Origin of the sequence: Salmonella sp. SAL-020, assembly GCF_017372215.1 — a bacterium.
GTDB classification, from domain to species: Bacteria; Pseudomonadota; Gammaproteobacteria; order Enterobacterales; family Enterobacteriaceae; genus Salmonella; species Salmonella enterica.
The window spans coordinates 2,688,647-2,711,858 of record NZ_CP071690.1 but is presented as its reverse complement, the minus strand read 5'-3'; the positions used below and the strand labels follow the sequence as shown (position 1 = coordinate 2,711,858).

At 51.5% G+C, this 23,212-nt stretch carries 23 protein-coding genes; 15 read left to right on the top strand and 8 right to left on the bottom strand.

Annotation, left to right across the window (positions count from 1 at the left end):
- Window positions 1-15: 15 nt before the first annotated feature.
- Together mepM and lpxM are read left to right on the top strand one after the other, a co-directional pair.
- Entirely contained in the window at window positions 16-1,335 is a 1,320-nt protein-coding gene (gene mepM, locus J1G48_RS13255; protein WP_001184028.1) for a murein DD-endopeptidase MepM, read from the top strand.
- A gap of 116 nt (window positions 1,336-1,451) precedes the next feature.
- Window positions 1,452-2,423 carry a lauroyl-Kdo(2)-lipid IV(A) myristoyltransferase gene (gene lpxM, locus J1G48_RS13250; RefSeq protein ID WP_000448401.1) on the top strand — a complete coding sequence of 324 codons (972 nt, stop codon included), beginning with the start codon at window positions 1,452-1,454 and terminating at the stop codon, window positions 2,421-2,423.
- A 72-nt stretch (window positions 2,424-2,495) separates the two neighbouring features.
- On the opposite strand, the gene pyk is transcribed toward lpxM, so the two are convergent.
- Window positions 2,496-3,938 (bottom strand): pyruvate kinase, encoded by a 1,443-nt coding sequence (pyk, locus tag J1G48_RS13245; protein WP_000091156.1) that lies wholly within the window; start codon window positions 3,936-3,938, stop codon window positions 2,496-2,498.
- 123 nt (window positions 3,939-4,061) lie between these two features.
- Complete coding sequence (locus J1G48_RS13240; RefSeq protein ID WP_001056720.1) at window positions 4,062-4,931, bottom strand: MurR/RpiR family transcriptional regulator; 870 nt, start codon at window positions 4,929-4,931, stop codon at window positions 4,062-4,064.
- A gap of 341 nt (window positions 4,932-5,272) precedes the next feature.
- Here J1G48_RS13240 and zwf point away from each other — a divergent pair, with 341 nt between their 5' ends.
- The 3 genes from zwf (at window position 5,273) to kdgA (ending at window position 9,473) form a co-directional block, all read left to right on the top strand.
- Complete coding sequence (gene zwf, locus J1G48_RS13235) at window positions 5,273-6,748, top strand: glucose-6-phosphate dehydrogenase (RefSeq protein ID WP_000301711.1); 1,476 nt, start codon at window positions 5,273-5,275, stop codon at window positions 6,746-6,748.
- A 234-nt stretch (window positions 6,749-6,982) separates the two neighbouring features.
- Entirely contained in the window at window positions 6,983-8,794 is a 1,812-nt protein-coding gene (gene edd / locus J1G48_RS13230) for a phosphogluconate dehydratase (protein WP_001069113.1), read from the top strand.
- 37 nt (window positions 8,795-8,831) lie between these two features.
- A complete protein-coding gene (gene kdgA, locus J1G48_RS13225) occupies window positions 8,832-9,473 on the top strand; it encodes a bifunctional 4-hydroxy-2-oxoglutarate aldolase/2-dehydro-3-deoxy-phosphogluconate aldolase (protein ID WP_000800494.1) in 642 nt (213 codons plus the stop codon).
- 99 nt (window positions 9,474-9,572) lie between these two features.
- On the opposite strand, the gene purT is transcribed toward kdgA, so the two are convergent.
- Window positions 9,573-10,751 (bottom strand): formate-dependent phosphoribosylglycinamide formyltransferase, encoded by a 1,179-nt coding sequence (gene purT / locus J1G48_RS13220; protein WP_000173418.1) that lies wholly within the window; start codon window positions 10,749-10,751, stop codon window positions 9,573-9,575.
- A 130-nt stretch (window positions 10,752-10,881) separates the two neighbouring features.
- Here purT and yebG point away from each other — a divergent pair, with 130 nt between their 5' ends.
- The 4 genes from yebG (at window position 10,882) to ptrB (ending at window position 14,610) form a co-directional block, all read left to right on the top strand.
- Window positions 10,882-11,172: a DNA damage-inducible protein YebG gene (gene yebG, locus J1G48_RS13215; protein ID WP_000257723.1), complete on the top strand. Its 291-nt coding sequence runs from the start codon at window positions 10,882-10,884 to the stop codon at window positions 11,170-11,172.
- 67 nt (window positions 11,173-11,239) lie between these two features.
- On the top strand, window positions 11,240-11,593 hold the full coding sequence (gene yebF, locus J1G48_RS13210; protein ID WP_001042123.1) for a protein YebF: 354 nt from the start codon (window positions 11,240-11,242) through the stop codon (window positions 11,591-11,593).
- Between the two features lie 93 nt (window positions 11,594-11,686).
- Window positions 11,687-12,346 (top strand): tellurite resistance TerB family protein, encoded by a 660-nt coding sequence (locus J1G48_RS13205; RefSeq protein WP_000024715.1) that lies wholly within the window; start codon window positions 11,687-11,689, stop codon window positions 12,344-12,346.
- Window positions 12,347-12,558: 212 nt separating this feature from the next.
- Window positions 12,559-14,610 (top strand): oligopeptidase B, encoded by a 2,052-nt coding sequence (gene ptrB, locus J1G48_RS13200; protein WP_000936990.1) that lies wholly within the window; start codon window positions 12,559-12,561, stop codon window positions 14,608-14,610.
- Window positions 14,611-14,646: 36 nt separating this feature from the next.
- Here the strand turns inward: ptrB and exoX are convergent, their stop codons facing one another.
- The 3 genes from exoX to J1G48_RS13185 all read right to left on the bottom strand — a co-directional run bounded on the left by exoX (window position 14,647) and on the right by J1G48_RS13185 (window position 16,363).
- The gene (exoX, locus tag J1G48_RS13195; protein WP_000944288.1) at window positions 14,647-15,345 is read right to left on the bottom strand and encodes an exodeoxyribonuclease X; all 699 of its coding nucleotides are present in this window, start codon (window positions 15,343-15,345) and stop codon (window positions 14,647-14,649) included.
- A gap of 23 nt (window positions 15,346-15,368) precedes the next feature.
- On the bottom strand, window positions 15,369-16,025 hold the full coding sequence (locus J1G48_RS13190) for a carbon-nitrogen hydrolase family protein (protein ID WP_000100257.1): 657 nt from the start codon (window positions 16,023-16,025) through the stop codon (window positions 15,369-15,371).
- Between the two features lie 107 nt (window positions 16,026-16,132).
- Window positions 16,133-16,363 (bottom strand): DNA polymerase III subunit theta, encoded by a 231-nt coding sequence (locus J1G48_RS13185; RefSeq protein ID WP_000856224.1) that lies wholly within the window; start codon window positions 16,361-16,363, stop codon window positions 16,133-16,135.
- 137 nt (window positions 16,364-16,500) lie between these two features.
- Between J1G48_RS13185 and yobA the strand changes: the two genes are divergently transcribed.
- The 3 genes from yobA to J1G48_RS13170 are packed head-to-tail and all read left to right on the top strand — an operon-like array spanning window position 16,501 to window position 18,121.
- Window positions 16,501-16,875, top strand: coding sequence for a CopC domain-containing protein YobA (yobA, locus tag J1G48_RS13180; RefSeq protein WP_000168393.1), 375 nt, complete (start codon window positions 16,501-16,503; stop codon window positions 16,873-16,875).
- The gene (copD, locus tag J1G48_RS13175; protein ID WP_000979694.1) at window positions 16,876-17,751 is read left to right on the top strand and encodes a copper homeostasis membrane protein CopD; all 876 of its coding nucleotides are present in this window, start codon (window positions 16,876-16,878) and stop codon (window positions 17,749-17,751) included. It begins immediately after the preceding gene.
- A gap of 16 nt (window positions 17,752-17,767) precedes the next feature.
- A complete protein-coding gene (locus J1G48_RS13170; protein ID WP_000722370.1) occupies window positions 17,768-18,121 on the top strand; it encodes a YebY family protein in 354 nt (117 codons plus the stop codon).
- A 382-nt stretch (window positions 18,122-18,503) separates the two neighbouring features.
- Here the strand turns inward: J1G48_RS13170 and J1G48_RS13165 are convergent, their stop codons facing one another.
- Both J1G48_RS13165 and J1G48_RS13160 read right to left on the bottom strand, forming a co-directional pair.
- Window positions 18,504-19,583 (bottom strand): tyrosine-type recombinase/integrase, encoded by a 1,080-nt coding sequence (locus J1G48_RS13165; RefSeq protein ID WP_000087636.1) that lies wholly within the window; start codon window positions 19,581-19,583, stop codon window positions 18,504-18,506.
- Entirely contained in the window at window positions 19,558-19,836 is a 279-nt protein-coding gene (locus J1G48_RS13160) for an excisionase (RefSeq protein WP_001575998.1), read from the bottom strand. The genes J1G48_RS13165 and J1G48_RS13160 overlap by 26 nt, the downstream gene beginning before the upstream one ends.
- 413 nt (window positions 19,837-20,249) lie before the next feature.
- Between J1G48_RS13160 and J1G48_RS13155 the strand changes: the two genes are divergently transcribed.
- The 3 genes from J1G48_RS13155 to J1G48_RS13145 all read left to right on the top strand — a co-directional run bounded on the left by J1G48_RS13155 (window position 20,250) and on the right by J1G48_RS13145 (window position 23,166).
- Window positions 20,250-22,229 (top strand): alkyl sulfatase dimerization domain-containing protein, encoded by a 1,980-nt coding sequence (locus J1G48_RS13155; protein WP_001237395.1) that lies wholly within the window; start codon window positions 20,250-20,252, stop codon window positions 22,227-22,229.
- A 318-nt stretch (window positions 22,230-22,547) separates the two neighbouring features.
- Window positions 22,548-22,646 (top strand): hypothetical protein, encoded by a 99-nt coding sequence (locus tag J1G48_RS23370; RefSeq protein WP_223151200.1) that lies wholly within the window; start codon window positions 22,548-22,550, stop codon window positions 22,644-22,646.
- A gap of 271 nt (window positions 22,647-22,917) precedes the next feature.
- Window positions 22,918-23,166, top strand: coding sequence for a hypothetical protein (locus tag J1G48_RS13145; protein WP_000911593.1), 249 nt, complete (start codon window positions 22,918-22,920; stop codon window positions 23,164-23,166).
- Window positions 23,167-23,212 lie beyond the last annotated feature (46 nt).

Here is a 23,212-nt window from a genome sequence, read left to right as displayed (position 1 = left end):
CGAGGAAGTGAATACGTGCAACAGATAGCCCGCTCTGTCGCCCTGGCATTTAATAATCTGCCCCGACCCCACCGCGTTATGCTGGGGTCACTTACCGTTCTGACACTGGCCGTCGCCGTATGGCGGCCCTATGTTTACCACCCAGAATCCGCACCAATCGTTAAAACTATTGAACTGGAGAAAAGCGAGATTCGTTCCCTCTTACCGGAGGCCAGCGAACCCATCGATCAGGCCGCGCAGGAAGATGAAGCTATTCCTCAGGATGAGCTGGACGATAAAACCGCAGGCGAAGTCGGCGTCCATGAATACGTCGTCTCCACAGGCGATACGTTAAGCAGCATTCTGAATCAGTACGGCATCGATATGAGCGATATTAGCCGACTTGCCGCTTCTGATAAGGAGCTGCGCAATCTGAAAATTGGCCAACAGCTTTCCTGGACACTGACTGCCGATGGCGATTTACAGCGTCTGACATGGGAAGTCTCCCGCCGTGAAACGCGTACCTACGATCGCACTGCCAACGGTTTTAAAATGAGCAGTGAAATGCAGCAGGGGGACTGGGTTAACAGTCTGCTGAAAGGCACGGTAGGGGGGAGCTTTGTCGCCAGCGCGAAAGAGGCAGGTTTAACCAGCAGCGAAATCAGCGCAGTGATAAAAGCCATGCAGTGGCAGATGGATTTTCGCAAGCTGAAAAAGGGCGATGAATTTTCGGTTCTGATGTCGCGCGAGATGCTGGATGGCAAGCGTGAACAGAGTCAGTTGTTGGGCGTGCGGATGCGTTCCGATGGTAAAGATTACTACGCCATTCGCGCCGCTGACGGTAAATTCTATGACCGTAACGGTGTTGGCCTGGCGAAAGGCTTTTTACGCTTCCCGACCGCCAAACAGTTCCGCATCTCCTCCAATTTCAATCCGCGCCGTCTGAACCCGGTTACTGGACGCGTTGCGCCGCATCGTGGCGTTGACTTTGCGATGCCGCAGGGTACGCCGGTGCTGTCGGTGGGGGATGGCGAGGTCGTGGTCGCTAAACGTAGCGGCGCTGCCGGTTACTACATTGCGATTCGTCATGGACGCACCTACACCACACGTTATATGCACTTGCGTAAGCTGCTGGTGAAACCGGGGCAAAAAGTGAAACGTGGCGATCGTATTGCGCTTTCTGGTAACACCGGGCGCTCCACAGGGCCGCATCTGCATTATGAGGTATGGATCAACCAGCAAGCCGTTAACCCTCTAACAGCAAAATTGCCGCGCACGGAAGGTCTGACGGGGTCAGATCGTCGTGAATACCTGGCACAGGTGAAAGAGGTTCTGCCACAACTGCGCTTCGATTAACAAATGCGCTGACAGAGCCGGTACGCGATGTGTGCCGGCTTTTTTGTTTTGTGTGCGGCGCAGACGTCGCTACACTATTCACAATTCCTTTTCGCGTCAGCAGACCCTGGAAAAGCATGGAAACCAAAAAAAATAATAGTGAGTATATCCCTGAATTCGAAAAATCCTTTCGCTATCCGCAGTATTGGGGCGCCTGGTTGGGCGCGGCGGCAATGGCGGGGATTGCATTAACACCGGCATCATTCCGTGACCCTTTGCTGGCGACGCTGGGGCGCTTTGCCGGACGGCTGGGGAAGAGTTCTCGTCGCCGGGCGCTAATTAATCTGTCTTTGTGCTTTCCGCAGCGTAGCGAAGCTGAGCGCGAAGCGATTGTCGATGAGATGTTCGCCACCGCGCCACAGGCAATGGCGATGATGGCTGAGTTGGCGATGCGCGGTCCGAAAAAAATTCAACAGCGTGTTGACTGGGAAGGTCTGGAAATCATTGAGGAGATGCGTCGTAACGACGAAAAAGTCATTTTTCTCGTACCGCATGGCTGGGGCGTCGACATTCCAGCTATGCTGATGGCCTCTCAGGGGCAAAAAATGGCGGCGATGTTTCATAATCAGGGTAATCCGGTTTTTGACTATATCTGGAACACCGTGCGTCGGCGTTTTGGCGGACGTTTGCATGCGCGCAATGACGGGATTAAACCCTTTATTCAGTCTGTTCGTCAGGGCTACTGGGGTTACTACCTGCCGGACCAGGATCATGGCCCGGAGCATAGTGAATTCGTTGATTTCTTTGCGACATACAAAGCGACGCTGCCCGCGATTGGTCGGCTGATGAAAGTGTGCCGCGCACGCGTGATACCGCTTTTCCCGGTGTATAATGGTAAAACGCATCGCCTGACTATCCAGATTCGCCCGCCAATGGACGATCTGCTCACGGCTGACGACCACACTATCGCCAGACGGATGAACGAAGAGGTCGAAATTTTTGTCGGCCCGCATCCGGAACAGTACACCTGGATCCTGAAGCTGCTCAAAACCCGCAAGCCAGGCGAGATTCAGCCGTATAAGCGTAAAGATCTTTATCCCATCAAATAAATAAAGCCTCTCGTAAGAGAGGCTTTATGCTGACAAACCCTGTACTACCTGATGAACAGGCGTGGGGGAGTTTTACTCCACGGTCAAGATACGCGTGGTATTGGTTGAACCGACGGTGCTCATGACATCGCCCTGGGTCACGATAACCAGGTCGCCGGAAACCAGATACCCTTTATCGCGCAGCAGATTAACAGCTTCATGTGCCGCGACAACGCCATCAGCCGCGCTGTCAAAATGCACCGGCGTTACTCCGCGGTAGAGCGCGGTCAGGTTCAGCGTGCGTTCATGGCGCGACATGGCGAAAATCGGCAGGCCGGAGCTGATACGGGAAGTCATTAGCGCGGTACGACCGGATTCCGTCATGGTGATGATCGCGGTAACGCCTTTCAGATGGTTTGCCGCATACATCGCAGACATGGCAATAGCTTCTTCAACGTTGTCGAACTGCACGTCGAGACGGTGTTTAGACACATTGATGCTGGGGATTTTTTCTGCGCCCAGGCAGACGCGCGCCATTGCGGCAACGGTTTCAGAAGGATACTGACCGGCTGCGGTTTCGGCAGACAGCATAACTGCATCCGTGCCATCCAGGACGGCGTTCGCCACGTCCATCACTTCCGCGCGGGTCGGCATCGGGTTGGTGATCATCGACTCCATCATCTGCGTTGCGGTGATGACTGCACGGTTTAGCTGACGCGCACGGCGAATCAGCGCCTTCTGGATACCAACCAGCTCCGGATCGCCGATTTCAACGCCCAGGTCGCCACGTGCGACCATCACAACGTCAGAGGCCAGAATGATATCGTCCATGGCGTTTTGGTCGCATACCGCTTCGGCGCGTTCGACTTTAGCCACAATTTTCGCGTCGCAGCCGGCGTCGCGTGCCAGGCGGCGTGCGTAGTTCAGATCTTCGCCGCAGCGCGGGAAGGAGACGGCCAGATAGTCAACGCCTATCAGCGCAGCGGTTTGAATATCGGCTTTGTCTTTTTCGGTCAGCGCTTCAGCAGAAAGCCCGCCGCCGAGCTTGTTAATGCCTTTATTGTTAGACAGCGGGCCGCCGACGGTGACCTCGGTAAAGACTTTCATGCCCTGGACTTCAAGCACTTTCAACTGCACTCGACCATCGTCAAGCAGCAGGATATCGCCAGGAACGACGTCTGCCGGCAACCCTTTGTAATCAATGCCGACTTTTTCTTTGTCGCCTTCGCCTTTACCCAGGTTAGCGTCTAACAGAAATTTGTCCCCGATGTTGAGGAACACTTTGCCTTCTTTAAAAGTGGAAACGCGAATTTTTGGCCCTTGCAGGTCGCCTAAAATAGCCACATGACGCCCCAGTTTGGCGGCAATCTCACGGACTTTATCAGCACGCATTTTATGATCTTCCGGCGAGCCGTGAGAGAAGTTCATACGTACTACGTTTGCGCCCGCGGCGATAACCTTCTCAAGGTTGTTATCGCGGTCAGTTGCCGGGCCTAACGTGGTAACGATTTTGGTTCTGCGAAGCCTTCTGGACATGTAATACTCCGTTGACTAAAACAACTTGGTGTTGCGTGAACATTGATCCGGTCGTTCTGAAACCTTAACGGTATAAAATGAACGTCCCCGGATGACGAAAAGGGTAGAACATTGTTATTGCTTTTAGCGGTCATCACTCTTGATGAGTAATTCTTTATCAAAACGCGATTCCTTGAGCGCTTCCTTGACACGCTTCAAGTTATCTCTGAATTTTGCCCCGCGACGCAAAGTAAATCCCGTTGCCAGCACATCTATCACGGTCAGCTGAGCAAGTCGAGAGACCATGGGCATATAAATGTCTGTATCTTCCGGTACGTCGAGGGTAATGGCCAGCGTGGCTTCGCGCGCCAGCGGCGTTCCAGCGGAGGTCAGGGCGATCACCATCGCATCGTTTTCCCGCGCCAACTGCGCCAGTTCCACCAGGCTCTTGGTTCTGCCAGTATGCGAAATGAGCACGACGACGTCATCATCGCTACAATTCATACAGCTCATCCGTTGCAGCACGATATCGTCGGAGTAAATCACCGGCACATTGAAGCGAAAAAACTTATTCATGGCGTCATGCGCGACCGCGGCGGAGGAACCAAGACCAAAAAAGGCGATTTTTTTTGCCTGGGTCAGTAAATCGACCGCGCGGTTGACGGCCGATTTATCCAGCGACTGGCGAACATGGTCGAGACTGGCCATAGCGGACTCGAAGATTTTTCCTGTATAGGCCTCGACGCTGTCATCTTCATCCACATTGCGATTAACATAGGGGGTGCCATTTGCCAGACTTTGCGCCAGATGCAGTTTAAAATCAGGAAAGCCGCGGGTATTCATGCTGCGACAGAAACGGTTCACCGTTGGCTCGCTAACGTTAGCTTCCTGGGCCAGCATGGCAATGCTTAAGTGAATCGATCTGCCTGGGGCGGCCAGAATAACATCGGCGACTTTTCGTTCAGATTTGCTTAAATGTTCCAGTTGAGACTGGACTTTTTCCAGCATATTCATGATTAGCAAGGCTCATGGGTATTAGCGATTTCAATGATGCGCGAAACCGAGCGCGTTTTGTTAGATATTACTCCTGGCGGCTGTCAAAGGGGGCAAAATGGCTAAAAAAGGTGTCGTTTTTTTTCATTACATGACCGACGTCGGATTTTAAGTTCCAGCTTGTGTGGAAAAGCGACAATTTTATTAGGCGTTTTGCCGATTATATTGCCAATCAAACGCCGGTTCACCCATGAAAAGGCGTTTACGGTTTCCGTAATCTCGTAAAAGCAGTACAGTGCTGTGTAATAAAATTACAACGATATCCTGGCTAAAGTACCAGGAGATTAACTGAGGAGAATGACATGGCGGTAACGCAAACAGCCCAGGCATGTGACCTGGTCATTTTCGGCGCGAAAGGCGACCTGGCGCGCCGGAAACTGCTGCCTTCCCTGTATCAGCTTGAGAAAGCCGGCCAGATCCATCCGGATACCCGTATCATTGGGGTGGGGCGCGCGGACTGGGATAAAGAAGCTTATACCCACGTCGTGCGTGAGGCGCTGGAAACCTTCATGAAGGAAAAAATTGATGAAGGCTTGTGGGATACGCTGAGCGGCCGTCTGGATTTTTGTAATCTTGACGTTAACGATACGCCTGCGTTTAGTCGCCTGGGCGATATGCTGGATCAAAAAAACCGCACCACCATTAACTATTTTGCGATGCCGCCCAGCACCTTTGGCGCTATTTGCAAAGGGTTAGGAGAGGCTAAACTCAACGCCAAACCGGCGCGCGTCGTGATGGAAAAACCGTTGGGTACTTCGCTGGCGACCTCGCGTGAGATTAACGATCGGGTCGGCGAATACTTTGAAGAGTGCCAGGTGTATCGTATCGACCACTATCTGGGCAAAGAAACGGTTCTCAACCTGCTGGCGCTGCGTTTTGCCAACTCGTTATTCGTTAATAACTGGGATAACCGCACTATCGATCACGTTGAGATTACCGTAGCGGAAGAGGTGGGGATTGAAGGGCGCTGGGGATATTTTGACCAGGCCGGTCAGATGCGCGATATGATCCAGAACCACTTGCTGCAAATTCTCTGCATGATTGCCATGTCACCGCCGTCTGACCTGAGCGCCGACAGTATTCGCGATGAAAAAGTCAAAGTGTTGAAATCGTTGCGCCGTATTGATCGCTCCAACGTGCGTGAAAAAACGGTTCGTGGTCAATACACCGCGGGCTTTGCGCAGGGTCAAAAGGTGCCGGGCTATCTGGAAGAAGAGGGCGCGAATAAAAGCAGCAACACCGAAACTTTCGTCGCGATCCGCGTCGACATCGATAACTGGCGTTGGGCGGGCGTGCCATTCTATCTGCGCACCGGCAAGCGTCTGCCAACCAAGTGCTCTGAAGTCGTGGTTTATTTCAAGACGCCTGAACTGAATCTCTTTAAAGAGTCCTGGCAAGACCTGCCGCAGAACAAATTGACGATTCGCCTGCAGCCGGATGAAGGCGTAGATATTCAGGTGCTTAACAAAGTACCGGGGCTGGATCATAAGCATAATCTGCAGATCACGAAGCTTGATCTGAGCTACTCCGAGACCTTTAATCAGACGCACCTGGCGGATGCATATGAGCGCCTGCTGCTGGAAACGATGCGTGGCATTCAGGCGCTGTTTGTCCGCCGTGACGAAGTGGAAGAAGCCTGGAAGTGGGTGGACTCCATTACCGAAGCATGGGCGATGGACAACGACGCGCCGAAGCCGTATCAGGCGGGCACCTGGGGACCGGTAGCGTCCGTGGCGATGATTACCCGTGACGGTCGTTCGTGGAATGAGTTTGAGTAAATTTGCCACTCACTCTTAGGTGGTATTTTACCGGTAACATGATCTAACACAGATTGTAGAATCATTTTTGCACTTTTAAGCCTCGTGTGGATTCACCTGCGAGGCTTTTTTTATTACACTGCCTGAAACGATTTTGCCCCATTATCCCCGGACATCATGTATTTCACTGTCTTTCCACATTGATGAAACGCATGGTAAACCCGGTAGCCGGACAGATAAATTTCAGGAGCCTCTATGAATCCTAATTTGTTACGCGTAACACAGCGTATTGTCGAACGCTCGCAGCAGACCCGAGAAGCCTATCTTGCCCGCATTGAGCAGGCGAAAACCGCCACGGTCCACCGATCTCAACTGGCCTGCGGCAACCTGGCGCATGGCTTCGCCGCCTGTCAGCCAGAGGACAAAGCCTCGCTGAAAAGTATGTTGCGCAATAATATCGCCATTATTACCTCCTACAATGACATGCTCTCTGCGCATCAACCGTATGAACATTATCCGCAGATTATTCGTCAGGCCCTGCATTCCGTGAATGCGGTAGGTCAGGTCGCAGGCGGCGTACCGGCAATGTGCGATGGCGTTACGCAAGGGCAGGATGGCATGGAGTTGTCATTACTCAGCCGCGAAGTGATAGCGATGTCGGCAGCAGTAGGCCTCTCTCACAATATGTTTGACGGCGCGTTATTCCTCGGCGTATGCGACAAAATCGTTCCGGGGCTGGCGATGGCCGCGCTCTCTTTTGGTCATTTACCCGCGATTTTTGTTCCGTCAGGCCCGATGGCGAGCGGCCTGCCGAATAAAGAAAAAGTCCGTATTCGTCAGCTATATGCGGAAGGAAAAGTAGACAGAATGGCGCTGCTGGAGTCGGAAGCCGCCTCTTACCATGCGCCGGGCACCTGTACATTTTACGGCACCGCCAACACCAACCAGATGGTGGTGGAGTTTATGGGAATGCAGTTGCCGGGTTCTTCGTTTGTGCATCCGGATGCGCCGCTGCGCGAGGCATTGACTGCCGCTGCCGCACGTCAGGTAACACGTCTTACCGGCAACGGCAATACGTGGATGCCGCTCGGTAAAATGATCGACGAAAAAGTCGTGGTGAACGGCATTGTCGCGCTGCTGGCTACCGGCGGCTCCACCAACCACACCATGCATCTGGTTGCAATGGCGCGCGCGGCGGGCATTCTGATCAACTGGGATGACTTCTCGGATTTGTCGGAAGTGGTTCCGTTGATGGCGCGTCTGTACCCGAACGGTCCGGCGGACATTAACCACTTCCAGGCGGCGGGCGGCGTACCGGTATTGATGCGTGAGCTGCTCAATGCCGGATTGCTGCACGAAGACGTTAACACTGTCGCAGGCTTCGGCCTGAAACGCTATACGCTGGAGCCCTGGCTCAACAACGGCGAGCTGGACTGGCGTGAAGGCGCGGAAAGGTCACTGGATAACGATGTCATTGCCTCTTTTGATAAGCCGTTCTCTCCTCACGGCGGCACTAAGGTGCTAAGCGGTAATCTGGGGCGCGCAGTAATGAAGACGTCTGCGGTACCGGTTGAAAACCAGATCATTGAAGCGCCTGCCATGGTATTTGAAAGTCAGCATGATGTGCTGCCTGCGTTTGACGCGGGTCTGCTTGATCGGGATTGTGTCGTTGTCGTGCGTCATCAGGGACCAAAAGCGAATGGAATGCCAGAATTACATAAACTCATGCCGCCACTTGGTGTATTATTGGACCGCCGTTTCAAAATCGCGTTAGTTACTGATGGACGACTTTCAGGCGCTTCGGGTAAAGTGCCTTCAGCTATCCACGTAACGCCGGAAGCCTACGATGGCGGCTTACTGGCAAAAGTGCGCGATGGCGACATCATTCGCGTGAATGGGCAGACAGGTGAGTTAACTCTGCTGGTCGACGAGGCGGAACTTGCCGCTCGTCAGCCTCATATTCCGGACCTGAGCGCGTCGCGCGTCGGAACGGGGCGTGAGTTGTTTGGCGCGCTGCGCGAAAAGCTGTCGGGTGCGGAGCAGGGCGCAACCTGTATCACTTTTTAAGATGACACACTAGTAATCAGGCGAGAGAAGAATTCCGATGAAAAACTGGAAAACAAGTGCAGAAGCAATCCTGACCACCGGCCCGGTTGTCCCGGTCATTGTAGTCAATAAACTGGAGCACGCGGTGCCGATGGCTAAAGCGCTGGTGGCCGGGGGCGTTCGCGTTCTGGAAGTGACTTTACGTACGGCCTGCGCGATGGATGCTATTCGCGCTATCGCTAAAGACGTGCCGGAAGCGATTGTCGGCGCCGGAACCGTTCTCAATCCGCAGCAGTTGGCGGAGGTGACGGAAGCGGGCGCGCAGTTTGCGATTAGCCCGGGACTGACTGAGCCACTGCTGAAAGCCGCGACGGCAGGCACTATCCCATTGATTCCCGGTATTAGCACCGTTTCTGAACTGATGTTGGGCATGGACTATGGTCTGAAAGAGTTCAAATTCTTCCCGGCGGAAGCGAATGGCGGCACTAAAGCGTTGCAGGCGATTGCCGGTCCGTTCTCTCAGGTACGTTTCTGCCCAACCGGCGGCATCTCTCCGGCAAACTATCGTGACTATCTGGCGCTGAAAAGCGTGTTGTGCATCGGCGGTTCCTGGCTGGTGCCGGCCGACGCGCTGGAAGCGGGTGATTACGATCGCATCACCAAACTGGCGCGCGAAGCGGTAGAAGGCGCGAAACAGTAAGCCGTTAAATGCCCGATGGCGCTTGCTTATCGGGCTTACGAGTGGCGATCAGGCAGGTCTGATAAAAATGCGCTAACGTCGCCATCAGGCGATGGCGCATTAGCCTTTTACCGTCACGCGGCTGGCGGCCTTTTTCGCTCTTATCACCGCTTCTTCAACGTTTTCACCTGTCGCTAACGCTACACCAAGACGACGGCTGCCGTCGATCTCAGGCTTACCAAACAGCCGTACCTGCACTCCGGCCCCTACCGCCGTGTGTACATTATCAAACGTCACATTTTGACTGGTAAGCTGCGGCAGAATCACGGCCGAGGCAGCGGGACCATACTGGCGAATAGCGCCTATGGGCATTCCCAGAAAGGCGCGCACATGCAGCGCAAACTCAGAAAGATCCTGAGAAATCAACGTCACCATTCCGGTATCGTGCGGGCGAGGGGAGACTTCGCTGAAAATGACTTCATCGCCACAGACGAAGAGTTCAACGCCGAACAGGCCATGCCCGCCTAACGCCAGTACCACATGACGCGCAATCTCTTGCGCCCGCTTCAGCGCCAGTTCGCTCATCTGCTGTGGCTGCCAGGATTCGCGATAGTCGCCATCTTGCTGACGATGACCGACTGGCGCGCAGAAATGCACGCCATCGACGGCGCTAACGGTGAGCAGCGTAATTTCAAAATCAAATTTAACCACGCCTTCCACAATCACGCGACCCGCGCCAGCGCGTCCGCCCTGTTGAGCATACTCCCATGCCTGCGCGAGCTGTTCGGCCGAGCGGATAAAGCTCTGGCCTTTGCCGGAAGAGCTCATGACCGGTTTGACGATGCAAGGAAAACCCACTGCGGCTACCGCATCATGAAAACTGGCCTCACTGTCGGCAAAGCGATACGTCGATGTCGGCAGACCTAATTCTTCTGCGGCCAGGCGACGGATCCCTTCGCGGTTCATCGTGAGCTGCGTTGCACGGGCGCAAGGCACGACATTCAGCCCTTCGTCCTCCAGCTCACGCAGCGTATCGGTGGCGATCGCTTCTATTTCCGGCACGATATAATGCGGTTTTTCCTCTGTAATCACATGACGTAGCGCCTCGCCGTCCAGCATATTAATGACGTGTGAACGGTGAGCCACATGCATGGCGGGAGCATCAGGATAGCGATCGACGGCGATAACCTCGATCCCCAGGCGTTGGCATTCAATCGCCACTTCTTTTCCCAATTCACCTGCCCCTAATAACATCACCCGCGTTGCTGCCGGACGCAGCGCAGTGCCTAATAGCGTCATATTTCTGTCCCCTTATTTACCTGCGCGCAGTATATACGAAAACGTTTGCGTATGTCTTTTCGAATAGATTGCTTTTCTTGCTGTCTTGCAATATACTGTATATAAACACAGGTAAATAAGGGGCTGCAAAATGGCGGTTGAAGTTAAATACGTAGTCATTCGCGAGGGTGAGGAGAAGATGTCATTTACCAGTAAAAAGGAAGCCGACGCCTGGGACAAAATGCTCGATACTGCCGATCTTCTTGATACCTGGCTTGAGCAGTCGCCAGTCGTGCTGGAAGATGGGCAGCGCGAAGCGTTGTCGCTGTGGCTGGCGGAACATAAAGAGGTGTTAAGCACTATCCTCAAAACCGGTAAGTTGCCTTCTCCGCAGGCGGTTGAAAAGGACGCCGCGAGTAAAACGAAAAAGCAAGCCGCCTGAACCCGTACTTGCGCTCCCGGCGTTTTGTACCATGCTTTTCCTGAATCATTGTGCTAAGGAGAAAAGTATGAATAAAAGAGGAGCGTTGTTGAGCCTGCTGCTGTTATCCGCCAGCGTATCGGCATTTGCGGCATCCACCGAGAGTAAATCGGTTAAGTTTCCGCAGTGTGAAGGGCTGGATGCCGCCGGGATTGCGGCAAGCGTGAAGCGCGACTACCAGCAAAATCGTATCGTGCGGTGGGCCGACGACCAAAAAAAGGTCGGGCAGGCTGACCCGGTCGCGTGGGTTAATGTGCAGGACGTTGTAGGTCAAAATGATAAATGGACAGTTCCGCTAACTGTTCGCGGTAAAAGTGCCGATATTCATTATCAGGTCATCGTTGATTGCAAAGCCGGCAAGGCGGAATATAAGCCCCGCTAGCAGCGTAATTTGCGCTTCTTTTGCCGGAACAGACAATTCCTGACATCCCCTCAGGTACGCTTGACCATTATTGGTCTGTATTTGAGGGGTACTATGGCTAACTGGTTGAACCAATTACAATCACTTCTTGGGCAAAAAGGCGCTTCCGCATCGTCTTCCGGTGAACAGGGGTTAAATAAACTGCTGGTTCCCGGCGCGCTGGGCGGTCTGGCTGGACTGTTGGTCGCCAATAAGTCTTCGCGCAAATTATTAACTAAATACGGTACTGGCGCTTTGCTGGTGGGCGGCGGCGCGGTGGCGGGTTCCGTATTGTGGAATAAGTACAAAGATAAAGTACGCGCTGCGCATCAGGGGGAGCCGCAATTCGGCAGCCAAAGTACGCCGCTGGATGTTCGCACTGAGCGACTGATCCTGGCGCTGGTTTTTGCTGCAAAAAGCGATGGGCATATTGATGCCAAAGAACGCGCGGCGATTGAGCACCAACTGCGAGAATCAGGTGTGGAAGAGCAAGGGCGTGTGTTTATCGAGAAAGCTATTGAGCAGCCGCTTGATCCACAACGTCTGGCACAGGGCGTTCGTAATGAAGAAGAAGCCCTGGAAATCTACTTCCTGAGCTGCGCCGCCATTGATATTGACCACTTTATGGAACGTAGCTATCTGAATGCGTTAGGAGACGCACTAAAAATTCCTCAGGAGGTTCGGGACGGTATCGAGCAGGACTTGCAGCAGCAAAAACAGGCGCTACCAGGCTGATAACCTGCCATTAAGTAACATGTTTCGCTTGCATCATGCGTGTCTTTTGCCACCCTTATAGGATGGATAGTTTACGTCATTCATGTTGCAAGATAGCGGCGAAGCAGTGACATCTCAGGCGCTTACCGAGGTGAGCGACCGGGACTACCATGCTACGCCGCTGTGTTTGCCGCGTGATATATAACAAATATTAACGCAAAAGAAAAAACGACATGTTGCCAAAAGCCAATCGAATTCCCTATGCCATGACCGTACATGGCGATACGCGCATTGATAATTATTACTGGCTGCGAGATGACACTCGCTCGCAGCCGGAAGTCCTTGATTACCTGCATCAGGAAAATGAGTATGGCCGGAAGGTCATGTCCTCTCAGCAGGCGTTACAGGACCGCATTCTAAAAGAAATTATCGATCGCATCCCGCCCAGAGAAGTTTCCGCTCCGTATGTGAAAAATGGCTATCGCTACCGTTATATCTATGAACCCGGCTGCGAATATGCCATCTATCAACGACAATCGGCGTTAAGCGAAGAGTGGGATGTGTGGGAAACCTTGCTCGATGCGAACCAGCGGGCCGCGCACAGCGAATTTTATACGCTCGGCGGGCTTGCCATTACGCCGGATAATACCATCATGGCGCTGGCAGAAGATTATTTATCCCGTCGTCAGTATGGGTTGCGTTTTCGTAACCTCGAAAGCGGTAACTGGTATCCGGAACTGCTGGATAACGTTGCGCCTGAGTTTGTCTGGGCCAATGATTCCCTGACCCTTTACTATGTGCGTAAGCATAAGAAGACGCTGCTGCCCTATCAGGTTTGGCGGCACACGATTGGCACTCCGTCATCGCAAGATGAACTGGTATATGAAGAAAAAGACGATACCTTTTATGTCAGCCTGCATAAAACCACTTCGCAGCATTATGTGGTGATTCATCTTGCCAGCGCCACCACTAGCGAAGTGCTATTACTTGACGCGGAACTGGCCGATGCCGAGCCGTTTTCATTCTTACCGCGTCGCAAAGACCATGAATATAGTCTCGATCACTATCAACATAAGTTTTACCTGCGTTCTAACCGGAACGGTAAAAACTTTGGGTTGTACCGTACCCGCGTGCGCAATGAAAACGCCTGGGAAGAGCTGATCCCTCCGCGCGAGCATATTATGCTGGAAGGGTTTACCCTGTTTACCGACTGGTTAGTGGTCGAAGAGCGTCAACGGGGGCTTACCAGCCTGCGGCAAATTAACCGTAAAACCCGTGAAGTGATAGGCATCGCCTTTGACGATCCGGCTTACGTGACGTGGCTTGCCTATAATCCCGAACCTGAGACCTCCCGGCTGCGTTACGGCTATTCTTCAATGACGACGCCAGATACCTTGTTTGAACTGGATATGGATACCGGAGAACGACGGGTACTTAAACAGACGGAAGTGCCTGGGTTTGATTCTGGCTGTTATCAGAGCGAACACCTGTGGATCACCGCGCGCGACGGCGTCGAAGTGCCGGTATCGCTGGTTTATCATCAGAAGTATTTTCGTAAAGGGCAAAATCCGCTTCTGGTTTACGGCTACGGATCTTACGGTTCCAGTATTGACGCCGACTTCAGCAGCAGCCGACTGAGCTTGCTGGATCGTGGCTTTGTTTACGCAATCGTACACGTTCGCGGCGGCGGTGAGCTGGGGCAGCAGTGGTATGAAGATGGCAAATTCCTCAAAAAGCGGAATACTTTTAATGACTATCTTGATGCCTGCGATGCCTTATTAAAACTGGGTTACGGTTCGCCGTCGCTGTGTTACGGGATGGGCGGGAGCGCGGGCGGAATGCTAATGGGCGTCGCTATCAACGAACGCCCCGAGCTTTTCCACGGCGTTATTGCCCAGGTACCCTTTGTTGATGTATTAACCACGATGCTGGATGAGTCGATCCCACTAACGACAGGAGAGTTTGAAGAGTGGGGGAACCCGCAGGATATTGAGTATTATGACTATATGAAAAGCTATAGTCCTTATGACAATGTCAAAGCGCAGGACTATCCGCACCTGCTGGTGACGACAGGATTGCACGATTCCCAGGTGCAATACTGGGAACCGGCGAAGTGGGTGGCAAAATTACGCGAGCTAAAAACGGACCAACGTCTGCTGCTGCTATGTACGGATATGGACTCCGGGCACGGTGGTAAGTCGGGGCGGTTTAAATCCTACGAAGGCGTCGCGCTGGAGTTCGCCTTTTTAATCGGCCTGGCGCAGGGAACCTTACATAGCGCATAGACGCGCGCGCCCGCAACGGCTTGTGAGCGTCGCGGGTTATTGTGGTGTTCCATTGCTGCGTTGCTCGCCAGCCTGAACATCTTCCAGGTAGTGTTTAAGCGTCAGGCGAAGTTCCGGGCTCATATTATCAAGGTTATTAAAAAGCCAGCGTAAATAGCCCGGATCGCGTTTTGCGACTTCAGATACCGCCTTACCGCGGTATTTACCGAACGGGAAAGTGGTTAACAGCGCAGGACGGCCCGTGATATTGACCATTTCTTCCGCGGTCCAGCCGGTGGTTCGCATAATATCAATCAGCAAGGCGGCGGTGATATAGCAATCATAAAGCGCCCGGTGATGATGCAGCCCCGGTGGCGTTTGTACGCTTAGTTTGCGCGATTTATAGAGCGACATATTGCTGTATTTTATTCCCGGCCACAGGCGTCGCGACAACTTCATGGTACAGATCCACTCACCCGGCAATTCAGGTAATACGCGTCTGTCGAAACTGGCATTGTGAGCGACATACCACTCACTACCGTAATAAAGCGGTATGACATCTTCAATCCACGGCTTATCGGCGACCATGGCTTCGGTAATACGGTGTATCGCCATCGCCTGCGGCGTAATAGGGCGATCGGGGCGTATCAGGTGACTCATGGGATTGACAATGTTGCCATCAATGACATCAACAGAGGCTATCTCTACGATCCCGCCCTGCAGCCCGCAGGTTTCCGTGTCTATAATCCGCAACATGATTCATTCCTCACCGAAAGACCTTAGCGTAATGGAATGATATCGCCTTGCCAACCCTCCGTTGTGCGCAGGCCCGTCAGTAATAGCGAACCGCAATCGGCACGAACAATAAGTTGCCCGCTTTCATCCCACAGCGCGCTACTTCCACAGGCATTGGCCATCAGTACGGCCAGCGCATATTTATGCGAAAAACGTTGTAAGCGTGAGGTAGAAGCATGGAGTTCAGGTTCGTTAAGACATTGACTGGTTGTGAATAACGTAAATGAGGGATCTATATCACCACCTTCTGGCTGCTCATCCACCACGTTGATAGCGCTTCGCTGCCTGGCAATACAGGCGCCATGACTTTTGTGAAACATGAGCGGCGACGTTAGCCATGGGGCAAAAATAGCGATGCCTTTTACGAAGCGGCAGTTATGCTCAACAGGCATACCCACAATGATAGTCATATGGTGGGTATCGGCCGCATGAGTGAGCGGCTGTAAAAGCGCCTCGTCAGGCGGGGCGGGCAACGATTTATTCCTTTCGTCGCAGCCTAATAGCGACAGTGACGGAAAGACCAGCAGTTCGCACTGTTGACGAGCCGCAAGCTCAATATATTCCAGATGATGGGCGACATGCTCCGCCGGCGAGGCGTTCAGGGGCGCATACTGCGCAGCAGCAATTTTCCAGGAGGACATAATGACTTCCTTTTCATAGTCTCTACAGCCATTCTAAAAAGCATAGGTTAAGAATCACCTTATAATGTAGTCGTCTGCATGTAAGGAAGTGTAACGTTATATAATTTTTATTTAACTTTGGGTTCGTAAGGGAGTCGGGATAGTGATACGGAAGCCAGACGATGGGCAATCAGCCGCTCGCGAAACCAGGCGCGTAGGTGCTCTGGCTGCTCACGTTCGACCGCCTCCGCGACAACTGGCATATTGTAGCGCTCTTTAAATGCCACCCCGGCTGCCGCCAGGTCCACATTGACTTTATCCATTTCCGCTTGTTCAAGCTGAGCCAGATTCGTTTTCATACGCGTCTCCTTTTTTGTTGCCGCCAGAAGGTACTAAGAGTCCGCGGTAATGGCAAGATGGAAATGATGATCCTCGACTCATTGATTGTTGAAGGTTATTCTTTGTAACGTAGGTATAACAAAAAGGAATAGTGAATATGGCTTCTTCTGCACCATCGCGACGTTTAGCTTTACTGCTGCTGGCATCGACATTTGCGACGCCAGCGGCCTGGGCACATGCGCACCTGACGCATCAGTATCCAGCGGCGAATGCTGCCGTTACGGCCTCGCCACAGGCGCTGACCCTGAACTTTTCTGAAGGGATTGAGCCAGGGTTCAGCGGCGCAACCATTACTGGCCCTCAGCAAGAGCTCATCAAAACGCGCCCGGCAAAGCGAAATGAACAGGATAAAACGCAGTTGATTATCCCGCTTGAGCAGCCGTTAAAATCTGGCGCTTACACGGTAGACTGGCACGTTGTGTCGGTGGATGGACATAAAACAAAAGGGAAATACACCTTCAGCGTGAAATAAATGATGCTGACATTCGTCTGGATAACTCTCCGATTTATTCATTTTGCTAGTTTGATGCTGGTCTACGGCTGCGCGCTTTACGGCGCCTGGCTGGCACCCGCATCAATTCGTCGTTTAATGACGCGTCGATTTTTACATCTGCAACGACATGCCGCCGCCTGGAGCGTTATCAGCGCGGCTTTTATGCTGGCGATTCAGGGCGGACTGATGGGCGGCGGCTGGCCCGATGTTTTTTCCGTCTCGGTGTGGGGCGCGGTACTGCAAACCCGCTTTGGCGCGGTCTGGATATGGCAAATTATCCTCGCGCTGGTCACGCTGGCGGTGGTAGTCATTGCGCCGGTAAAAATGCAACGACGGCTTCTTATTCTCACCGTTGCTCAGTTTATCCTGCTGGCAGGCGTTGGACATGCGACGATGCGCGACGGTGTAGTGGGAACATTACAGCAGATTAACCATGCTCTGCATTTACTCTGTGCCGCAGCCTGGTTTGGTGGGCTGTTGCCAGTGGTTTATTGTATGCGCATGGCTCAGGGACGCTGGCGTCAACATGCTATTAGCGCCATGATGCGTTTTTCTCGTTATGGTCACTTTTTTGTGGCGGGCGTATTGCTCACAGGCATTGGCAACACGCTATTTATCACGGGATTTACCGCTATCTGGCAGACCACCTATGGACAGTTGCTTTTGTTAAAATGTGCGCTGGTCGTGCTTATGGTAGCAATTGCGCTGACGAATCGGTATGTTCTCGTACCACGTATGCGACAGGAAAATCCCCGGACTGACCTATGGTTTGTCAGGATGACGCAAATTGAATGGGGAGTTGGAGGCATAGTTCTGGCGATCGTCAGCCTGTTTGCAACCCTCGAACCTTTTTGATGGACTGGCATAACGAATGAAAAAAATACTCCTTCCGGCGCTTCTGCTGGCCACTTCGGGCGTAGCGTTGGCGGCGCCGCAGGTGATTACCGTAAGTCGTTTTGAAGTAGGAAAAGACAAGTGGGCGTTTAATCGGGAAGAGGTCATGTTGACCTGTCGGCCTGGCCAGGCGCTCTATGTGATCAACCCCAGTACGCTGGTGCAGTATCCCTTGAATGCCATTGCCGAACAGCAAGTAGCGGAGGGTAAAACGCGTGCTCAGCCTATTGCCGTCATTCGAATCGATAACCCGGCGAAGCCCGGTGAGAAAATGAGTCTGGCGCCGTTTATCGAACGTGCGCAAAAGCTTTGTGATCCATCCAATAGCTGACTGATTTTTAATAAAAAACCGTAAACCTTCACGAAAAGGCTTACGGTTTTTTTATCTCTGATAACAGACAAAACGCCAGGTTTTTTCAATCACCTTCGTCGCAAACTGGAAAACCTGGCGTCGTCATCTATTCTTAAAGGGCAAGGCGATTTAGCCTGCATTAATGCCAACTTTTAGCGCACGGCTCTCTCCCAAGAGCCATTTCCCTGGACCGAATACAGGAATCGTATTCGGTCTCTTTTTATTTTTCTTATAAAACAGTTACTTATGATCAATGATCCGAAATTTTCCGAAATTTTTCCGAATTTCTGTATTCCGGTCTTTTTGGTTATATCACAATCAAATTAAATTTAACATTTATTTCACAACGAAAATTGGAGTATTAGAGCATCATATAAGCTTTATCATCACGCTCATCGAGATAGAGTTTCGTGGTGTTCGCTGATGTGTGGCCCAGGAGTTTTTGGGCGAACACCTCGCCGTGCTCGTTTTTGTACAGCCGCCCGGCCAGACTTCGGATCTCGTGAAATGTCGGTGGATTATTGCTGAAGTTAACACCGGAGGCTTTTCTTGCTTTTACAAATGTCTTTGTCAATCCATCCGGATGAATATTCCCGGTTGGGCTATTTTTCCTGATTCCGGCACTGATCATGAAATCAGTGCGGCTTACCAGTCGGCAGCGATCGATTACCGTTCCCAGACGTAACCCCGTCGCCCGAAGTGTCAGGGAGAGGGGAATGGCTATTTTCATTCCGGTTTTAATCTGAGTTACGTATAAGCGGTTGTCAAAAACATCACTAAATTTCATATTTACGATATCCTCCCTACGTTGACCAGTAACGAGCGCTAAATCCATCGCGAGAGGGAACCATGCAGGCATATGCTCTGCTGCCGCTCGTGTGGCGTTATACGTTTCCAGTTGCAGGCGTTCCCTGGCCACCTTAATCTCTGGTATCCGGGTTGCTTCCACCGGGTTTTTCACAATATGCCCTTCGACAATAGCCTCTCTGAACATGTCAGATAGAACTGATCTCATTGCTCCCGCCATAGTGTTTTTTCCCTCGGTTATCCACGACTCAAGAAACTTGGCAATGTGCCTGGTTGTTACTTCTGCCAGTATTATTTCCCCCATTTTTTCGCGTACGGTCGCTAATTGATTACCGCGAATCTTGTAGGTATTAACCGACAGACTCCGGCGCTGTAATAAAACCTCATAGCGATCAATCCATGCGGACACAGTGAATGAGTCAGTTCCTTTTAGCTTTTCAATAAGCGCCACTGGTGTGTGGTTTTGCGCTATGAAGTTGTTTGCCTCTATGGCCTGTGTGATAGCGTCCCTGCGGGCGATCTGACCGAGCGGAAATTCCTTGTCAGTTAGCGGGTTACGCCAGAAAAAAGATTTACTGGCCTTACGGTAGGTGAGGTTCCTCGGAAGGTTAGCATCGTACTTTTTTCGACTCACTGATCAACTTCTCCAGCAATGCACTCGGTTTTCCGGTGCGCCCGTTTGGGTGGTGCTGTTCAAGCACAAGTCCCACTTTATTCGGCTTGATATAAAACGCGTCCGGATCAACCCGATACGTCCTGCCATGTAATACTGGAGTCGGGTAAATATTTCCGTTTCGCGCCCATCGTCTTAGTGTTGTGAGAGGTGGTGGATCATCGGGATAATTTAATTCACCCCAGGTTTCAAGTCTCACAAAGCTCATAGTCATGTCTCTTTACTTCATGACCGCCGCCAACTATACGGTGTGGCGGTCGGTCAGGGTTGAACATCAATGATCAGGGTAAAATTTAAAGGACTGCTGACCGCCGCCCGGTAAAACTTTTACATCTCCGGCGCGCCGTCCTGTAAATCCTGCCCAATGCGCGGCGCGTATCCTGTCAGCCTGCTCTTCAGTCAGGCAGGGTCCCGGAAACGGGAAGCGAGCTTACCCCACTTACTAAAAGAGGATGGAACTGGCTGACGTAAAACACGATTTATTTGTATCCATAAATAGCGAAATGTAACGTTTTGGTTATATTTAAAAGAGAGAAAATGGTCAGCAATAACTTTAATTGTTTGAATTAACAGATAATTAATCTACCAGACTGAGTGATACAGAATATTTTTACATGAGGGGTACAAATGAGACTTAAGTTGATCGTTAAAAGTTTTGCGCTGGCGGGGCTACTCTCTTCCACTGCGCTGACACCTTTATTTGCACAGGAAGCCCCAAAAGGTGCCACTGCTTCAACCAAGCAAGCTAACGATGCGCTTTATAACCAACTTCCTTTCTCTGATAACACCGATTTCACGAATGCCCATAAAGGCTTTATCGCTGGTTTACCTGAAGAGGTGATTAAGGGAGAGCAAGGGAATGTCATCTGGAATCCACAGCAGTACGCTTTCATAAAAGAAGGGGAAAAATCTCCTGACACTGTTAACCCTAGTCTGTGGCGTCAGTCCCAGCTAATCAATATCAGTGGCTTGTTTGAAGTCACAGACGGCGTCTACCAGATTCGTAACCTTGATTTATCCAACATGACGATTATCGAAGGTAAAGAGGGGATTACGGTTGTCGATCCGCTGGTTTCTGCGGAAACAGCCAAAGCCGGTATGGATTTGTATTTCAAAAACCGTGGCAATAAGCCTGTTGTCGCCATCATTTATACTCATAGCCATGTTGACCACTATGGCGGTGTGCGTGGCGTTGTCGATGAAGCGGACGTGAAATCCGGCAAGGTGAAAGTGTATGCGCCTGCTGGCTTTATGGAGGCAGCAGTAGCCGAGAATATTATGGCCGGCAACGTGATGAGCCGCCGTGCCAGCTATATGTATGGCAACCTCCTGAAACCAGATGCCTCCGGCCAGGTTGGCGCCGGACTGGGGACGACCACCTCTGCGGGGACGGTGACACTGATTGCGCCCACTAATATCATCGATAAAGACGGCCAGAAAGAAGTGATTGATGGCCTGACTTACGACTTTATGCTGGCCCCTGGTTCGGAAGCCCCTTCGGAAATGCTGTGGTTCATCGAAGAGAAGAAACTCATCGAAGCCGCAGAGGACGTCACTCACACCCTGCATAACACTTACTCGCTACGTGGCGCAAAAATTCGTGAGCCGTTGCCGTGGTCGAAATATATCAACGAAGCTATAGTGCGTTGGGGTGACAAAGCTGAAATTATTATGGCCCAGCACCACTGGCCGACCTGGGGTAACGAGAATGTTGTTGGTCTGCTGAAAAGCCAGCGAGACCTGTATCGTTATATCAATGACCAGACTCTGCGCATGGCCAATGAAGGTCTGACTCGCGACGAAATAGCGGCCAACTTTAAACTACCGGATAGCCTGGCAAAAACCTGGGCCAACCGCGGCTATTACGGCTCCATCAGCCATGACGTAAAAGCAACGTATGTGCTGTATCTCGGTTGGTTCGATGGCAATCCGGCAACCCTTGATGAGCTGCCACCCGAAGAAGCGGCCAAGAAATTTGTTGAATACATGGGCGGTGCCGATGCGATTCTTCAGAAAGCTAAAGCAGACTTTGACCAGGGGAACTACCGTTGGGTTGCTCAGGTGGTGAGTAAGGTCGTGTTTGCCGATCCAAATAACCAGAATGCACGTAACCTTGAAGCCGATGCGCTGGAGCAATTGGGGTATCAGGCTGAATCTGGTCCATGGCGTAACTTCTACCTGACCGGTGCGCAGGAGCTGCGTAACGGTGTGGTTAAAGGTCCGACGCCAAATACAGCAAGTCCGGATACCGTTCGGGCGATGACCCCTGAAATGTTCTTCGACTTTCTGGCTGTACATATCAACGGTGAAAAAGCGGGTAATGCCCGGGCGGTATTTAATATTGACCTTGGCAGCGACGGCGGAAAGTACAAGCTTGAGCTGGAAAATGGCGTGCTGAACCACACGGCTAATGCTGAAGCGAAAGATGCTGATGCCACGATTACTCTGAACCGTGACACGCTGAATAAAATTATCCTGAAGGAAGAAACTCTGAAGCAGGCTCAAGATAAAGGAGAAGTCAACGTTACCGGTAATGCTGCGAAACTGGATGAGATGCTGGGCTATATGGACAAGTTTGAGTTCTGGTTCAATATAGTTACACCATAAATAGATTCCCTGCGGCGTCAATGCTGCAGGGAAGTTACTTCAGACAATTCTGTACGTTTTTTATACTCTATTTTCCCTTCATTCTTTATATCTTGCTTCATCTTATGTATTTGCTGCTGAAGAACATGGCCCTGATACCAGTCAGTTCTGATTCTGTTATGCACAGCCTTTTTCATCAGATGACAGTAACTGGTTGTTGCGTGATTCAATGGCCTGCGAGTCTGGCCAACATGCTTTTCGATGCCGGTTGGCCATGATGCCAGTATGGTTAACTGGCATCATGGCAGCATAATTTTGCCGGATAAGTCAACCGCAGCGATGTTAATCGTCCTGATTATCATCTGCATCACTGTCACAGTGACTGCACCAGTAACGAGGAGAGACTGCGATCGAACCGGCCAGACAGAGAGGAGGTAGTTGTCTTCATTGCTAAGTAAGAGACCTTGGGGGATGAATCTCCATCACCTGTGATGTGTCAGACAACCTCAATGTACCCGCACTTAATACCTGCGCCGGCGGTTTTTTTAATGTCCGGGAAATGAGCATGTCAAAAAATAACCAGTTATAAGATTATAAATAGAACACAGAGAAAATGTCATTGCATATGGTCAAAAAATAGATATATTTATTGATGATGATAATTAATAGTCTCCTATATATTCATGTTGAGAATGAAGATGCTTTAAAAATGCTCAAGTTCGTTATCTATGGAGACACCGTGAAAAATTTAAATAAAACATTCACTTGTAAATATGCTGTTATTCGCCGTGATGACATGACAGTAATTGCTGAAATGGATTTTTTTCCTGACTGCAACAGGTCATTGATGTATCGGGATGGCCGCTATGTCCGGTTTCTGCCGTTGTTGCAAAATGACATCATGGGGAGCGATACCCTGATTAATGAGCTGACTATCAGGGCCGGTTATCATGAATAATCATCCTTTGTTATACTCGTCTGCGGGCTGAACTCCCAATCTACTG

What these genes read in the sequence shown, in the direction of transcription:
- J1G48_RS13205 (WP_000024715.1), top strand. Translation starts at nt 11,687, where the DNA reads ATGGCTAACTGGTTGAACCAATTACAATCACTTCTTGGGCAAAAAGGC.
- exoX (WP_000944288.1), bottom strand. Translation starts at nt 15,345, where the DNA reads ATGTTGCGGATTATAGACACGGAAACCTGCGGGCTGCAGGGCGGGATC.
- yebF (WP_001042123.1), top strand. Translation starts at nt 11,240, where the DNA reads ATGAATAAAAGAGGAGCGTTGTTGAGCCTGCTGCTGTTATCCGCCAGC.
- copD (WP_000979694.1), top strand. Translation starts at nt 16,876, where the DNA reads ATGATGCTGACATTCGTCTGGATAACTCTCCGATTTATTCATTTTGCT.
- J1G48_RS13145 (WP_000911593.1), top strand. Translation starts at nt 22,918, where the DNA reads ATGCTCAAGTTCGTTATCTATGGAGACACCGTGAAAAATTTAAATAAA.
- J1G48_RS23370 (WP_223151200.1), top strand. Translation starts at nt 22,548, where the DNA reads ATGTTAATCGTCCTGATTATCATCTGCATCACTGTCACAGTGACTGCA.
- yebG (WP_000257723.1), top strand. Translation starts at nt 10,882, where the DNA reads ATGGCGGTTGAAGTTAAATACGTAGTCATTCGCGAGGGTGAGGAGAAG.
- pyk (WP_000091156.1), bottom strand. Translation starts at nt 3,938, where the DNA reads ATGTCCAGAAGGCTTCGCAGAACCAAAATCGTTACCACGTTAGGCCCG.
- J1G48_RS13170 (WP_000722370.1), top strand. Translation starts at nt 17,768, where the DNA reads ATGAAAAAAATACTCCTTCCGGCGCTTCTGCTGGCCACTTCGGGCGTA.
- J1G48_RS13240 (WP_001056720.1), bottom strand. Translation starts at nt 4,931, where the DNA reads ATGAATATGCTGGAAAAAGTCCAGTCTCAACTGGAACATTTAAGCAAA.
- J1G48_RS13155 (WP_001237395.1), top strand. Translation starts at nt 20,250, where the DNA reads ATGAGACTTAAGTTGATCGTTAAAAGTTTTGCGCTGGCGGGGCTACTC.
- ptrB (WP_000936990.1), top strand. Translation starts at nt 12,559, where the DNA reads ATGTTGCCAAAAGCCAATCGAATTCCCTATGCCATGACCGTACATGGC.
- yobA (WP_000168393.1), top strand. Translation starts at nt 16,501, where the DNA reads ATGGCTTCTTCTGCACCATCGCGACGTTTAGCTTTACTGCTGCTGGCA.
- purT (WP_000173418.1), bottom strand. Translation starts at nt 10,751, where the DNA reads ATGACGCTATTAGGCACTGCGCTGCGTCCGGCAGCAACGCGGGTGATG.
- zwf (WP_000301711.1), top strand. Translation starts at nt 5,273, where the DNA reads ATGGCGGTAACGCAAACAGCCCAGGCATGTGACCTGGTCATTTTCGGC.
- J1G48_RS13160 (WP_001575998.1), bottom strand. Translation starts at nt 19,836, where the DNA reads ATGACTATGAGCTTTGTGAGACTTGAAACCTGGGGTGAATTAAATTAT.
- J1G48_RS13190 (WP_000100257.1), bottom strand. Translation starts at nt 16,025, where the DNA reads ATGTCCTCCTGGAAAATTGCTGCTGCGCAGTATGCGCCCCTGAACGCC.
- lpxM (WP_000448401.1), top strand. Translation starts at nt 1,452, where the DNA reads ATGGAAACCAAAAAAAATAATAGTGAGTATATCCCTGAATTCGAAAAA.
- J1G48_RS13185 (WP_000856224.1), bottom strand. Translation starts at nt 16,363, where the DNA reads ATGAAAACGAATCTGGCTCAGCTTGAACAAGCGGAAATGGATAAAGTC.
- edd (WP_001069113.1), top strand. Translation starts at nt 6,983, where the DNA reads ATGAATCCTAATTTGTTACGCGTAACACAGCGTATTGTCGAACGCTCG.
- kdgA (WP_000800494.1), top strand. Translation starts at nt 8,832, where the DNA reads ATGAAAAACTGGAAAACAAGTGCAGAAGCAATCCTGACCACCGGCCCG.